Origin of the sequence: Aliirhizobium smilacinae, assembly GCF_006335145.1 — a bacterium.
GTDB lineage: Bacteria > Pseudomonadota > Alphaproteobacteria > Rhizobiales > Rhizobiaceae > Neorhizobium > Neorhizobium smilacinae.
Window position 1 is genome coordinate 225,183 of record NZ_VDMN01000001.1, and the last position, 14,148, is coordinate 239,330.

15 protein-coding genes are annotated in these 14,148 nt (G+C 59.3%); 8 read left to right on the forward strand and 7 right to left on the reverse strand.

The features are described 5' to 3' along the window. Positions 1-140: 140 nt before the first annotated feature. Positions 141-926 (forward strand): TSUP family transporter, encoded by a 786-nt coding sequence (locus tag FHP24_RS01020; protein ID WP_139671642.1) that lies wholly within the window; start codon positions 141-143, stop codon positions 924-926. A 12-nt stretch (positions 927-938) separates the two neighbouring features. Here the strand turns inward: FHP24_RS01020 and cobU are convergent, their stop codons facing one another. Further along, positions 939-1,460 carry a bifunctional adenosylcobinamide kinase/adenosylcobinamide-phosphate guanylyltransferase gene (gene cobU, locus FHP24_RS01025; protein ID WP_139671645.1) on the reverse strand — a complete coding sequence of 174 codons (522 nt, stop codon included), beginning with the start codon at positions 1,458-1,460 and terminating at the stop codon, positions 939-941. A gap of 303 nt (positions 1,461-1,763) precedes the next feature. On the opposite strand from cobU, the gene FHP24_RS28590 reads away from it, so the two are divergent. The 6 genes from FHP24_RS28590 (at position 1,764) to FHP24_RS01050 (ending at position 7,389) form a co-directional block, all read left to right on the forward strand. Then, on the forward strand, positions 1,764-1,907 hold the full coding sequence (locus FHP24_RS28590; protein WP_180355846.1) for a hypothetical protein: 144 nt from the start codon (positions 1,764-1,766) through the stop codon (positions 1,905-1,907). A 740-nt stretch (positions 1,908-2,647) separates the two neighbouring features. Beyond that, positions 2,648-3,643 carry an ABC transporter substrate-binding protein gene (locus FHP24_RS01030; protein ID WP_139671648.1) on the forward strand — a complete coding sequence of 332 codons (996 nt, stop codon included), beginning with the start codon at positions 2,648-2,650 and terminating at the stop codon, positions 3,641-3,643. Positions 3,644-3,948: 305 nt separating this feature from the next. After that, a complete protein-coding gene (locus FHP24_RS01035) occupies positions 3,949-4,857 on the forward strand; it encodes an ABC transporter permease (RefSeq protein WP_139671651.1) in 909 nt (302 codons plus the stop codon). Continuing rightward, positions 4,850-5,902: a quaternary amine ABC transporter ATP-binding protein gene (locus FHP24_RS01040; protein ID WP_139671654.1), complete on the forward strand. Its 1,053-nt coding sequence runs from the start codon at positions 4,850-4,852 to the stop codon at positions 5,900-5,902. Before FHP24_RS01035 ends, FHP24_RS01040 begins: the two co-directional genes overlap by 8 nt. Before the next feature lie 103 nt (positions 5,903-6,005). After that, positions 6,006-7,019: a betaine--homocysteine S-methyltransferase gene (bmt, locus tag FHP24_RS01045; protein WP_139671657.1), complete on the forward strand. Its 1,014-nt coding sequence runs from the start codon at positions 6,006-6,008 to the stop codon at positions 7,017-7,019. 19 nt (positions 7,020-7,038) lie between these two features. Further along, positions 7,039-7,389: a hypothetical protein gene (locus FHP24_RS01050; protein ID WP_139671661.1), complete on the forward strand. Its 351-nt coding sequence runs from the start codon at positions 7,039-7,041 to the stop codon at positions 7,387-7,389. Positions 7,390-7,403: 14 nt separating this feature from the next. Here FHP24_RS01050 and FHP24_RS01055 read toward each other — a convergent pair whose 3' ends face one another. The 5 genes from FHP24_RS01055 to FHP24_RS01075 all read right to left on the reverse strand — a co-directional run bounded on the left by FHP24_RS01055 (position 7,404) and on the right by FHP24_RS01075 (position 12,989). Further along, the gene (locus FHP24_RS01055; protein WP_139671664.1) at positions 7,404-9,437 is read right to left on the reverse strand and encodes a VWA domain-containing protein; all 2,034 of its coding nucleotides are present in this window, start codon (positions 9,435-9,437) and stop codon (positions 7,404-7,406) included. Positions 9,438-9,439: 2 nt separating this feature from the next. Next, a complete protein-coding gene (locus FHP24_RS01060; RefSeq protein ID WP_139671667.1) occupies positions 9,440-9,967 on the reverse strand; it encodes an RNA polymerase sigma factor in 528 nt (175 codons plus the stop codon). A gap of 182 nt (positions 9,968-10,149) precedes the next feature. Continuing rightward, the gene (locus tag FHP24_RS01065) at positions 10,150-10,515 is read right to left on the reverse strand and encodes a hypothetical protein (protein WP_139676063.1); all 366 of its coding nucleotides are present in this window, start codon (positions 10,513-10,515) and stop codon (positions 10,150-10,152) included. A 97-nt stretch (positions 10,516-10,612) separates the two neighbouring features. After that, positions 10,613-11,308 (reverse strand): ferredoxin, encoded by a 696-nt coding sequence (locus tag FHP24_RS01070; protein ID WP_139671672.1) that lies wholly within the window; start codon positions 11,306-11,308, stop codon positions 10,613-10,615. A 109-nt stretch (positions 11,309-11,417) separates the two neighbouring features. Further along, positions 11,418-12,989, reverse strand: coding sequence for a trimethylamine methyltransferase family protein (locus FHP24_RS01075; protein WP_139671675.1), 1,572 nt, complete (start codon positions 12,987-12,989; stop codon positions 11,418-11,420). 242 nt (positions 12,990-13,231) lie between these two features. Here FHP24_RS01075 and FHP24_RS01080 point away from each other — a divergent pair, with 242 nt between their 5' ends. After that, positions 13,232-13,933 carry a corrinoid protein gene (locus tag FHP24_RS01080; RefSeq protein ID WP_139671678.1) on the forward strand — a complete coding sequence of 234 codons (702 nt, stop codon included), beginning with the start codon at positions 13,232-13,234 and terminating at the stop codon, positions 13,931-13,933. A 39-nt stretch (positions 13,934-13,972) separates the two neighbouring features. On the opposite strand, the gene FHP24_RS01085 is transcribed toward FHP24_RS01080, so the two are convergent. Beyond that, positions 13,973-14,134 carry an entericidin domain-containing protein gene (locus tag FHP24_RS01085; protein WP_139671681.1) on the reverse strand — a complete coding sequence of 54 codons (162 nt, stop codon included), beginning with the start codon at positions 14,132-14,134 and terminating at the stop codon, positions 13,973-13,975. Positions 14,135-14,148: the final 14 nt, after the last annotated feature.

Genomic DNA, 14,148 nt, shown 5'->3' on the forward strand with positions numbered 1-14,148 from the left:
CCATAACGGCATTCGGACGAGGTGCAATCCCGCCAAAACATCCTTCAGCGACTGTGCTTTCGGCAGGCCTTGCCCGTGACCGGGTTCGGTGCCACAAGGCGGCTCCCGCCTGAAATTCTCCAGACTGAGTGCATTCCCCCGTGCCTGATATCGCCTTCGAACTGCTGTTGATCCTGTTTCTTGCTGCCTGTTTTGCCGGGTTTGTCGATTCGATCGCCGGCGGCGGCGGACTGATCACCATCCCGGTTCTGTTGATCGCGGGCATACCACCACTCGAAGCGATCGCCACCAACAAGCTCCAGGGGCAGTTTGGCGCGGCTTCCGCAACGATTGCCTATGCGCGCAAGGGCCATATCAACCTACACAGCCAGTTGCCCATGGCACTCATGGCGGTGGTGGGCGGAGCGGCCGGGGCGGTTCTCGCCTCGGTCGTGCCGGCGTCGGCGCTGGCGGCCACGATCCCGTTTCTGCTGATTGCGATCGCCCTGTTCTTCGCGTTCAAGCCCAGCCTCTCGGACGTGGATGGTCGCAGGCGGATAACACCGTTCGTTTTCGGCCTGACCGTCGTACCGCTTGTCGGGATCTATGACGGGCTGTTCGGGCCGGGTGCCGGCTCCTTCTACATGCTGGGTTTCGTTCTGCTTGCCGGTTTCGGCATGCTGAAGGCGACGGCTCACACGAAGCTCATCAACTTCGGCTCGAATTTCGGCTCGTTCGTGGTTTTTGCGCTGAGCGGATCGATCCTCTGGAAGGTCGGGCTGCTAATGGGTGTCGGCCAGTTCATCGGCGCGCAGATCGGATCGGGGCTGGCGATGAAAAAGGGCGCCAAGATCATAAAACCGCTGCTGGTACTGTCATGCCTCGTGCTGGCAACGAAACTGCTTGCCGATCCCAACCACCCTGCCCGGCTCTGGCTGGGCTGGTAACAGCATCACCGTTTACCCCTTCATCCGAAGCGGCAGTCCGGCGGCGACGAAAAACACCTCGTCGACTACTGCCGCAACCTGCTGATGCAAACGTCCGGCATGATCGCGGAACTCGCGCGCCATCTTGTTTTCGGGCACGATCCCAAGACCGACCTCGTTCGAAACGAAGATGATCCTGGCTTCAAAAGTGGAAAGCTGCGCGGCGAGCTGGGCGGAGCGCGCCGGAATGTCTTCACCCTGCATCATCAGGTTGGTGACCCAAAGCGTCAGGCAATCGACAAGCACGACACGGCCGGGTGCATCTATCGCGCCAAGGGTGCGGGTCAGTTCGACGGGCTCTTCGTGGGTCACCCAGGATGGCCCCCGATCGTCCTGATGGCGTGTAATGCGCTCACGCATCTCGTCGTCATAGGCCCGTCCGGTTGCGACATAGTGCCGTTCAAGCCCGGTCGCCTGGGCCAGACGTTCGGAGAAGGACGATTTTCCCGAGCGAGCGCCGCCAAGCACAAGAGCAGTTTTACCGGATAGGATCATCGGGAGAAGGTCGCGTGAAAGCCAGACGAAACCGGACGATTCGTAGATGTCGGAGGCGTCCGGTCCGTGTTCGGGTTTGTCTGGATTCGCATTACCATTTCATGGTCAGCCATGTGCGCGATGAAGTCAACAGGCCGGGCGGAATAGGGACTGACGACCGGCGGACTGCGCATTTGGACGCACTATCCTTTTTGCGACATCACGTGACGATTTACAGAGTGGCGCGACGACTTTTGCAGGCGTATTGGATTATCAAAATATAAGGCTTCGCGATCAAATCGCGGCCACCGAGGAAACACCCAAATGCTTTACGTGTTCAAGAACAGCAACGGCGTTCAGATCGCCTGGAATTCCGAGGCTCCCAAGGCTTTCAGGAACTCCCGTCCGTCGGACAATGCGCGACGTATGTCGATATTCGGGTTCATCAGAACGTCGAATTCCGGCTGAGGATTCCAGGCCGGAATTTCACCCCGTTTACATGAGGGTGCTCGAAGATCAGAGCCTACTGATCGTGTACTTGCGCGAAGCACATCTATCGCAAAAAGCGACAACAGCACCATGACCAAATCTTTTATCCCGGAAAACGCCTGAGGCGAATAAAGGGGCAACCGGTACGCTCTACAAAATCCGGTGCCACTGGCGGTGCATTCGTCCGCGCCCAGATATTTAGCGCGACTTCCTTACCGGATGGTTATTGGCACGCACGCGAAACGCGTAATATTCGCCCTTCGCGTATTTTTTTCGTCACAATACGATTTATTCCAAAACTTTTCCGCGACGCTAATCGACTACAAAACGTCAAATCTCGGGCGTGACTTTGTCGTCCATTGTGATCGCCCCATGAGGGCGAAAGTCAAACAGCGCATATAGACGGCATTTGATCGTTTTTAGCCCTTGCGCACAGCACAAATCACGATCTTCCAAAGAGTTACGCTTGAGTGTCGGATAAGCGCTACTCACAGCTACTGTTGATTTATTTGATGGAAGCCGTACGTTGACGGTGCTGACACGGAAATGCGCGCACTCTGTGGCGGTTGCCCAGATGACGAAAAGACGCATGGGGAACAGCGACCACACATCGGACGGAGCCCTTGCGGCTCTCCCAAAAAGTGGATTTTCGCCAACGGATTTCGGTAGCACCGGCTCCACGTATCGATTGTCAACACTAAGACTGGGAGGTCTTAACGATGCAAAAACTCCTCGCTTCCACCGTCTTTGCAGCCGGTCTCTATGCATTCGCCGGGTCAGCCTACGCGGAATGTGGTTCGGTCTCCATTGCGGAAATGAACTGGGCTTCGGCCGGCGTCGCTGCGAATGTCGATAAGATCATTCTCGAAGAAGGTTACGGCTGTACCGTCGAGCTCGTCACCGGCGACACGATGCCCACGTTCACCTCGATGAATGAAAAAGGCCAACCGGACATGGCGCCGGAATTCTGGGTCAATGCCGTCCGCACGCCGCTCGATGCGGCGGTCAAGGAAGGCCGGCTGATCGAAGCCGCCGAAATCCTCGCAGATGGCGCAGTCGAAGGCTGGTGGATCCCGAAATTCCTGGCGGACGCACATCCGGACATCAAGACCGTGCAGCAGGCGCTGGCACATCCTGAACTCTTCCCCGCTCCGGAAGATCCGTCCAAGGCTGCCGTGACAAACTGCCCGTCTGGCTGGAACTGCCAGGTTTCGACCGCCAATCTCTACAAGGCGCTCGGCGCCAAGGAGAAGGGTTTCGATCTGGTCGACACCGGCTCCGCCGCCGGCCTCGACGGATCGATCGCCAGTGCATTCGAGAAAAAGACCGGCTGGCTGGGATATTACTGGGCACCAACAGCCATTCTCGGCAAATACGAGATGGTGAAACTGTCCTTCGACGTGCCGCATGACAAGGCAAACTGGGACGCCTGCACCGCCATTCCTGATTGCGCCGATCCGAAGGTCAATTCCTATCCGACCTCCCAGGCCTTCACCGTCGTGACAAAGCAGTTCGCCGACAAGGCAGGCGTTGCGATGGATTATATCAAGGCCCGCAAGTGGACCAACGCGACCGTCAACGGCATCCTCGCATGGCAGACCGACAACCAGGGCACCAATGCCGATGCCGCCAAGCATTTCCTTGAAAACCAGCCGGACATCTGGACCAAGTGGGTCGCGCCCGACGTTGCCGAAAAGATCAAGGCATCGCTTTGAGCCTAACAAGGGGTGGCGAATCTCGCTGCCCCTTACCCTCGCGACGTCGCTGAGACCTGCGGCATGTCGCGGCGAGATGCGCGGCATCAAACGCCGTCCAGCAATATTGCCTATCTGGGTATAAGCCATCGCGACCGGAAAGCCATGCTGGTTCGCGGAGCCCACGCAGACTATAGAAGCCCGGAGCAATTTCCGCAAAACTGGACACACGCTTTGCGTCTGGAATTGGGCTGAAACAACGAGATAGAGCGGTTTCGCGTTTCGAAGAAAGGCGAAAATGTTCTTGGCAGAAGAAGGGGAAAAACATGGCGATCTGCGAGTACCTGCCGCGAGCCCTCTGTCGGTTCCCGGCCATCAGCGACAGCTATATCCGCCAGGCGCGTCAGGTCATCGACGAGGGCTTCAAGGGTATCGTGCGTGAATACGGCAGTATCATCGATATCGTCGTGCGCCCTCTGCAATTGTTCCTGAACTATCTGGAGCGGCTGTTTACCACATCGCCCTGGACGGTGGTTCTGATCGTGATGCTGCTGGTCGTCTATTTCGGCAGCCGCAGCATACGCATCACCATCGGCACGGCGATCGGCATGGTCCTCATCGGCGTGGTAGGCCTTTGGGAAGACACGATGACGACGCTGGCGATCGTCACCGTTTCGACCCTGATCGCAATCATCATCGGGCTTCCGATCGGCATCCTTATGGCCCGTTCGGACAGAATCCAGGGTGTGATCAACCCGATCCTCGACGTGATGCAGACTATGCCGAGCTTCGTCTATCTTATCCCGGTCGTGGTGATCTTCGGGATCGGCAAGGTGCCGGGCCTGATCGCCGTCGTCATCTATGCCGTGCCACCGATGATCCGCCTTACCAATCTCGGCATACGGCTCGTCGACAAGGAAGTGCTGGAAGCGGCCGACGCCTTTGGCTCCTCGCCCGGCCAGAAACTCTGGAACGTGCAGATGCCTCTGGCGCTGCCGACGATCATGGCCGGCATCAACCAAACGATCATGATGTCGCTCGCCATGGTGGTCGTCGCATCTATGGTCGGGGTCGGAGGGCTCGGACGCAACACGCTGCAGGCGATCAACAACCAGTTCTTCACCTTCGGCTTCCTCAACGGTTTTGCGCTTGTGGCGATCGCCATCATCTTCGATCGGACCAGCCAGGCCTTCGGCAAGCGACTTCAGCGTCATTCGGAGGTAGTCCATGGCTAGTCACGGCATCGAGATCAAAGGCCTCTACAAGATCTTCGGCCCTCGCGGGCGCGATCATGTCGAGGCGGTCAAGAACGGCCTTTCGAAGGCGGAACTCAACGAGCGATATGGCCATGTGCTTGGCCTGAAGGATATCAACATTTCCATGCCGGCCGGTGGCATCACCGTCGTGATGGGGCTGTCGGGATCCGGAAAATCGACGCTGATCCGCCATATCAACCGGCTGATCGAGCCGACCTATGGCGAACTGATCTACGACGGCGTCAACATCTGCGGCATGAACGAGCGTGCGTTGCGCGAATTCCGCCGCCACAAGACGGCGATGGTATTCCAGAAATTCGCATTGCTGCCGCATCGCACGGTGATCGAGAACACCGTCTATGGCCTGGACATACAGGGCATCTCGCGCTCGGAAAGCACAAAAAAGGCAAAATACTGGATCGAGCGTGTCGGTCTTTCCGGTTTCGAGAACCACTATCCGAACCAGCTTTCGGGCGGCATGCAGCAACGCGTCGGACTTGCCCGTGCACTGACCAATGACGCCGATATCCTGCTGATGGATGAAGCCTATTCGGCTCTCGACCCGTTGATCCGCGTCGATATGCAATCCGTACTTCTCGACCTTCAGGCGGAACTGAAAAAGACCGTGGTCTTCATCACCCATGACCTCGACGAGGCATTGAGGCTCGGAGACAAGATCGCGATTCTGCGTGACGGCCAGGTAGTGCAGCAGGGAACCGGTCAGGAGATCGTCCTGTCACCGGCCGATGACTACATCACCGCCTTCGTCAAGGAAGTAAACCGCAGCCGTGTAATCCAGGCAAAAACGGTGATGAAGCCGTTCGACGGACAAGCGGAAGGAGTACGCATCGGAGCGACGACCACGCTCGAATCCGCGGCCAAAACGATGACGGAGAACGGTCAGACCAAAGCGACGATAACCGACGACGCCGGCACGCCGATCGGTACGCTCGACCTGCAGACGATGATTGCGGCGATGGTGACGCCGGCCGGTTCCGAAACCTCGAAGATGGCAGCCGAATAAGGACGGAAACAGAAGTGCAGGCGTCGCAGCCGGCACATTGCCTGTCAGTTGAAAGCATATAAAGGAAGCTTTATATCCGAATTTCGATTTTCAGGAGGACGCCATGCCGACGACCAATCCATTGACCGATCTGCTTGCTGAAAAAGGCGTCCTTCTGGCCGACGGTGCAACGGGTACCAACCTGTTTGCAGCGGGGCTCGAGGCCGGTGAGGCGCCGGAACTGTGGAATGAGGCGCATCCGGAGCGGATCACCAAGCTGCATCAGGATTTCGTCGATGCGGGCGCCGACATCATTCTGACAAACACATTCGGCGGCACGCGCCATCGCCTGAAGCTGCATCACGCGCAGGATAGGGTATTCGATCTCAACAAGCGCGCGGCCGAGATCGCCAAGGCGGTGGCGGATAGCGCCGGCCGCAAGGTGATCGTCGCGGGTTCGGTCGGTCCCACCGGAGAGTTGCTCATCCCGCTCGGGGCGCTGTCCTATGAAAATGCCGTCGAGGCCTTTGTCGAGCAGATGGAAGGCTTGAAGGCCGGCGGCGTCGATGTCGCCTGGATCGAGACCATGTCGGCGGTGGACGAGATCCGTGCGGCCGCCGAGGCCGCAACCAAGGTCGGCCTGCCCTACACCTATACCGGATCCTTCGACACGGCCGGCAAGACGATGATGGGGCTCAATCCCAAGGATATTCATAGCGTTGCCGGTGACATCGGTTCCGGGCCGGAGGCGGTTGGCGCCAATTGCGGCGTCGGCGCATCCGACATCCTCTCCTCTCTGCTTGACATGACCGAGGCGGCGCCGGACGCGATCACCATCGTCAAAGGCAATTGCGGCATTCCGGAATTCCGTGGCTCGGAGATCTATTATTCCGGCACGCCGCCGCTGATGGCGGAATATGCCCGGCTTGCCCGTGACGCCGGCGCAAAAATCATCGGCGGGTGCTGCGGCACGTCGTGCGAACATCTGGCCGCCATGCGCGTCGCGCTCGACGATTATACACCGCGCCCTCGCCCGACGATCGAGGAAATCGTCGACAAGATCGGTCCGCTCCGCAATAAGACCGCGAGTGAATCCGGTGGCGATTCCGGCCGGGAGCGCCGTCGTCGCCGGGGCTGAAGGCAACGGGGACAAGAGCATGACCAGTGTATCGCCAATCGGAAGTCGCGAAACTGTCGCCGAAGGGCTGACCAGCCTTTCGGACGACAAGCAGAGCTGGCTGAAGCTGCTGATGGAAAATCCGGCGCAGGACGACCTGATCCTGGCCGGGGTTCACCTCTATCTCGATCAGGCATCCGAAGGGCGTTTCCTCAATACGCTGAAACTGCAGAAATGCGGCGAGTGGCTTGGCAATACAGCGCCGGACCGGCTGCAGATCCATCTGGCGGAAGCGGCAAAATCCAGCCAGCATCCCGCCTATCAAGCCTTCAGGCAGGGCCTGACCCACTCCGGAGGCCTGGAGCGGGCCTATCCGAAGGCACCGGTCTGAAGAATGCTCTCCTTCTAGCGCTTTAGCGTCTCGGCAAGCCGGACCAGATCCATGAATACCGATCGATAACCGAACGGGTCTTCGCCGCGCGCCTTGCGGGCGATATCGAGGATCGAGCCATAAGAATAGGCGTCGAGCGCTCGTGTGCCGCGCAGCTTCTGGCCAAAGGCGGCAACGGCCGTTGCAAAACGGACATCCTGCGGAGCGGCACCGAAATCGCCCACTGCATTTTCCGGCGTCACCGCCGTGGTGATCAGTTTGCTCGTGTCACCATCCGGTTGCTTGTAGCGAATCTTGACGAAGGCGAGTTCATCGGAAGCCGGTGCCGGCACGGGCTCCGATTGCGGCGTGGAATACCGCAGCGGATCATTGAGCACCGCCTCGCTGCCCTTCGGCGTCACTTCGTAGATCGCCGTCACCGAATGTCCGGAGCCGATATCGCCGGCATCGACGCGATCGTTGTTGAAATCCTCGCGCTTCAGGGCGCGAGTCTCGTAACCGATCAGCCGGTATTCGGCGATCTTTTGCGGATTGAACTCGACCTGGATTTTCACGTCCTTGGCGATCGGGAAAAGTGTCGAGCCCGCCTCCTCCACCAGCGCCTTTTGGGCTTCGGCAAGCGTGTCGATATAGGTGGCCGTACCGTTGCCGTTCTGGGTGAGGGTCTGCATCAGGCTGTCGTTGAGATTGCCCTGGCCGAAACCGAGTACTGAAAGATAGATACCATCTCGGCGGCGGTCTTCGATCAGGCGCTTGAGATCCTCGTCGCTCGATGCGCCTATATTAAAATCGCCGTCCGTCGCCAGCATGACGCGGTTGACGCCCCGACTGATGAAAGCCCGGCGCGCCAGACTATAGGCTGCCTCGATCCCCTGTGCGCCGGCGGTCGAGCCACCCGGCTGCAGCGTATCGATGGCGTTCAGGATTTTCTCACGCTCGCTGGCAGACGTAGGCTCGAGCACGGTGCCGGCAGAACCGGCATAGGTGACGATCGATACCTTGTCTTCCGGCCTCAGCTTGCCGACCAGAAGGCGGAAAGCGCCTTTCAGAAGCGGCAGCTTGTCGGGTGCATTCATCGAACCGGAGACATCGATCAGGAAGACCAGATTGGCGGGTGGGGCCGCGGATGGCGCCATATCATAACCCTTGATCGCGACGCTCATCAGCTGTGTACCGGCATTCCAGGGCGTCGGCGTGACGGTAACGGTGGTGCGGAACGGTGTGTCCGCCGATTGCGGACGTGGCCAGTCGTAAGGGAAATAGTTGACCATTTCCTCGACGCGAATGCTGTCGGGATCGGGAAGCCGCCCCTGCATCAATGCGCGACGGACAACGGAGTAGGATGCCGTATCGACATCGACGGAGAGGGTCGATACCGGATCGGTGACGACGCTTCTGACGGGATTGGGGTCGGCATTGGCGAAACGATCGCGGCCCTGTTCCTGCTTCGGCGGAACGGCATCAAAGGTTGCAGTGTTGCCATAACGCATGTCCGCCTGAGGGGCGGCTCGAGAAGCCATAGGCGCCGCAGGCGATGGAGATACGGGCTCGACCATGGGGGCTGGCGATGGCTTGGCCAATTGCAGCGTCGATCGTTTTGCAGCTCCGCCGGATGCCTGCTCCTTGTTCAGCAATCTCGCGGTTTCACCTGCATTGAAATCACTTTGCCGTTCGACCTGTGGTCCGACATCTCCCTTTTGCGCCTGCTGCATCGGCGCCTCTGCTGGAGGTGGAACTGAGATCTCGGTCGCCACCGGTAGACTGCCACGCTTCAGTTCGAAGGTGAGATAGGCGGCGGATGGGACGAGCAGAAGCGCGGCAAGTGCCGAGCCTGCAAGATAGTGATGCCGGGTAATCATGTTGTTGCTCCAGATCCGGTTGAGGATGGAGCTTTGACGGTGCCACCAGGTTTTTCCTTGGGTATGTGTCGCGTTTTTTTCATCCGTATCGAAAGCCTGCATGGCGGCGGCAAGCGCACGGGCGCGCGCTGCTTCCGATGGCGCGGGAGCCGGCGGACTGTTGCGCAATCTGTCGAATTCGTCGGTCATGGTCAGACTGCCTCCCTGTTCAAAAGGTCTTTCAATCGCTTGCGGGCCTCGTGCAGGTGCCAGGAGACGGTCTTTTCGGAACAACCGAGCACATCCGCCGCTGCCGCATGGCTGAGCCTTTCGGCATAAACGAGCAGGACCGCATCGCGCTGCTTTTCCGGCAAGGTGCGAACAGCCGTCCAGAGAGTGTCATCTCCGCCATCATCGCGTTCACAAGACGCCGCGGCATAAAGCGGATCTTTTGCGAGCCGTTGCTCGTCGCGGCTGCGGCGGGCGGTCCGGCGCTGGTGATCCCGGACAGCATTGAGCGTCAATGTGTAGAGCCAGGTGCGAAAGGTTGAAGCGCCGCGGAAGCCACGGATGGCCCTGCCCAGCCGGAGGCAGACATCCTGGGTGATGTCTTCCGCATCATTTGCGGTACCGCACCACCGCCAGGCGACCGCATGGATGAAATCGTAATGCGTTTCGATCAGTGTCGAGAACGCATCCCGGTCACCTTCGCACGCTTTCTGGAAGATCTCGGCGTTCAAGCTCGTCGCGTCCGCTTCTCTGTCATTTCAAGCTTAGACGCTGGATGCGAGAAAATCCTTGGGTGACCGGTGAAAAAATCTGCGATGTGCCTCTGTCGAGATAAAGCAACGGCCGACCCCTATCATCAGGGGCCGGCCGATATCTGGCAGGTCGCCACATTTGCAATGGTCAGTGAGCCCGATCAGGCTGGAACGGCGGGCTCTCGCACGTCGTCGAGCAGGAAATAGGCGACGACGTATTTTGTCGTGTATTTGACGCCGCTGTCGGAGACGCCCTCCACAGATCCGCCATCGGCCGGATGCCAGGTGTGATAATGCGGATTGTTGGTAATCAACGTGATCGCCTTGCCGGAAAACCGTCCATCCAGCCGGTAACGGGTCTCGGCCAGCGGCCAGATCCGCTCGAAATCCTGCTGTGACAAGCGAACTTTCAGTGCCGACCGGTGGATCGCTTCGACCTCCAGGCCATCCTCGTCCACCGAGGCTGGGGCCTCCAGCACGACTTCCTCGGCGTCGTTCAGTACGTAGTCATATTCGTCAGGCCACATACGTTTCATTCAGTCACTCCTCCCAGATGGCTTTATATGTCAGGCCTCATAAATGTAGCGCGTCAATTCGCAGACGCAATGTCCATTGTGACGCGTCTCACTTCAGGGCCTGCATGTGGAATTTCAGCTGGTCCGGCGGGTAGCGGTATGCGGCGCCGATCGGACAGGCATTGCGTGCGAGGCAGCCGGAGATCATGCAACGGCTCTGCCCTTCTTCCGTGACCAGATGGCTTTGACAGGCGCAAACGGCAAAGTCAGCAGGATCAGGGCGGATGGCTGAGACGGGACAGGTCGTCAGGCACGGTTTCGTGTGGCAATGGTCACAGGCATGTCTCCCAACGGTGACAGCATCAGCCATATCGTCCCGTCCAATCTGCTCCGCGAAGCCGATCGCGCCGCGATAACCGTGCCAGAGGCCGTATTCGGGATGGATGAGGATACCGAGCGGCGAGGGTTTCAACCCTTCCGCGCGCATCGCCCATTGCTGAAATGGCTGCCATGGAGGATCGGAGGGGAAATAGGCGGTGCCGCCAAGTGTTTGCGCCAGCGGGTAAATGATCTCCTTCGACCATGTGTCGAGTGGATCGGGGCCATCATAGGTCTGCTTCCATCGAGAAAAGGCCGGCCAGATCGAGCCACCGACATTGCCGATCAAGACCACCGAGGCGGCGTGACTGCCACTCGCCAGCATAGGCCCCTCGCCCGCTGCAAAATCCACCGTGCCGCGGACCAGGATACAGCTCGAGTTCAGGGCGGCTTCGATCTCGCGACGGATAGGGTGGGTGCCGCTCATGGTTTCAGCGCGGCCCCTTGTATTCGTAATGTGGTCGCCAGACGCTGCCCTGAATGAAATCAGCGACCTGTCTCGCACCGCCTTGCTCCCTGGCGGCCTCGGGCTCTCTTCAGGTGAAGGCGTCGGGCATCGAATCCTTGCGACCCTTGATGAAGGCAAGCAAGGCCTCGTCGATCGCCGGATCAAGCGGCGGGGCTTCATACCTGTCGAGCCATGAGCGGCACAGCGCGTTGGCGCGGTCTTCGATGCGCTTGGCTCCTTCGATTTCCCACTGTTCGAAGGAATTGTTGTCGGCAAGCGCCGAGCGATAAAAGGCCGTCTGGAAATGCGCCTGGGTGTGGGCGCAACCGAGATAATGGCTACCCGGGCCAACCTCACGGATAGCATCGAGCGCCTGCCCCTCGGCCGACAGGTCGATGCCTTCGGCCATCTTCTGCATCATGCCGAGCTGATCCTGGTCGATCATGAATTTCTCGTAGGACGAGACAAGGCCGCCTTCGAGCCAGCCGGCTGCATGCAGCACGAAATTCGTGCCCGCCAGAAGCGTCATGTTCAGCGTATTGGCCGATTCGTGCGCCGCCTGTGCATCCGGGACCTTGGAGGCACAAAGCGAGCCGCCGGTGCGAAACGGCAGGCCGAGACGACGGGCGAGCTGGGCGGCTCCATAGGATACCAGTGAGGGTTCCGGCGTGCCGAAGGTCGGCGCTCCCGACTGCATCGAGATGGAGGCAGCAAAGGTTCCGAACAGAACGGGCGAGCCGGGGCGAATCAGCTGGGTGGTTGCGGCACCGGCCAAAACTTCGGCCAATATCTGCGTCAGCGTGCCAGCGACCGTGACCGGGCTCATGGCGCCCGACAGGATGAAGGGCGAGACGACCGAAGCCTGATTATGCCGCGCATAGACTTTCAGCGCGCCGAGCATGGTGCCGTCGAAGACCATCGGCGAGTTGGCGTTGATGAGGTTGAGCGTGACGCAGTTGTTCTCGACGAATTCATCACCGAAAACGAGCTTTGCCATGGCTATCGTGTCTTCGGCGCGTTCCGGCGCGGTGACCGAGCCCATGAACGGCTTGTCGGAATATTTGATATGGCTGTAGATCATATCAAGATGGCGCTTGTTGACCGGAACATCCACCGGCTCGCAGACCGTGCCGCCGGACGAATGCATCGAGGGTGCAAGGTAGGAAAGTTTTACGAAGTTGCGGAAATCCTCGATCGTCGCGTAGCGGCGATTGCCTTCAAGATCGCGGACGAAGGGCGGGCCGTAGACGGGAGCGAAGACCGTGGCCTTGCCGCCGATATGCACACTGCGTTCCGGATTGCGGGCGTGCCAGGTGAATTCCTTCGGCGCGGTTTTCAACAGTTCTCGGCAAAGGCCTTTGGGGAAATGCACGCGGCTGCCGCGGACATCGGCGCCGGCCTTGGCCCATAGTTGCAGCGCTTCCTCATCGTCGCGGAACTCGATGCCGATCTCCTCCAGGATTGTATCGGCGTTACGCTCGATCAGTTCCAGACCTTCTTCGTCGAGAGCCTCGTAGGTTCCGATCTTGCGGGTGATATAGGGCAAGGATGCGCCGGGGCCTCCACCGGTGCGCGCCGCACGCCTGCCGGCTGCACCGCGTTCGCCGCGGCCGCGCCGTCCGGAACCGCCTGCGTCCGTCTGCTGGCTGATGTCGTCCATGATCGTCCTCACCTTGCGTCACTTTGTCTTTTGATGCGCCATGCTATGCCTCCAGACAAGTCCTCTTCTGCCTTCCTGCGCCACGCACTTGTGCGAGACAGACATTCTCTTCTGTCGCGACAGGTGTCGCTTTCCGACGTGCAACGTCGCTTACGAAAGAAATTGCGAAACAAAATGAGGCTAGACATAGTTGCGGGTGTAACGCGATCCGGAACATCGCCTCAAATCAGGGAAGAGAATTCATGTCAGACGACGACATCATTCTTTCGGAGCTCTCCGACGAAGAACTTGTTCAGCAGATGCATGACGATCTCTATGACGGCCTCAAGGAGGAGATCGAGGAAGCGACGAATATCCTGCTCGAGCGCGGCTGGACGCCCTATGACGTCCTGACCAAGGCGCTTGTCGAGGGCATGCGCATCGTCGGCATCGATTTCCGCGACGGCATTCTCTTCGTGCCGGAGGTGCTTTTGTCTGCCAATGCAATGAAGGCGGGGATGTTCATCCTGCGGCCGCTTCTTGCCGAAACCGGTGCGCCAAAGCTCGGCAAGGTGGTGATCGGCACTGTAAAAGGCGACATTCACGACATCGGCAAAAATCTCGTCGGCATGATGATGGAAGGTGCCGGCTTCGACGTCGTCGATCTCGGGATCAACAATCCGGTCGAGAACTATCTCGACGCGATCGAACGCGAAAAGCCGGATATTCTCGGCATGTCGGCGCTTTTGACCACGACCATGCCTTATATGAAGGTCGTGATCGACACTTTGAAGGAAAAGGGCATTCGCGACGATTATGTCGTGCTGGTGGGCGGAGCGCCGCTGAACGAGGAATTTGGCAAGGCTGTCGGTGCCGACGCCTATTGCCGAGACGCGGCGATTGCGGTGGAGACCGCCAAGGATTTTCTCTCTCGCCGGCACAACAGTCTCGGCGCGGTCGGCTGAAGGTTTGCCGCCGTGCCCGTGGACACGGCGGCACCGAACTTATCGAGCCGCGGCGCGGTCTACACGACGGCCGGCGTCCTGCGTGGCATTCACGGTATTTGCCGTATCCTGGCCCATTCCGCGGATGGTGTTGCCGCAGGAGGTGAGCGAAATCGTGGTCGCGAAGAGTGCGGCGATAACTGTAACTGTCTTGGCCGTCATGGTGGAATACTCCG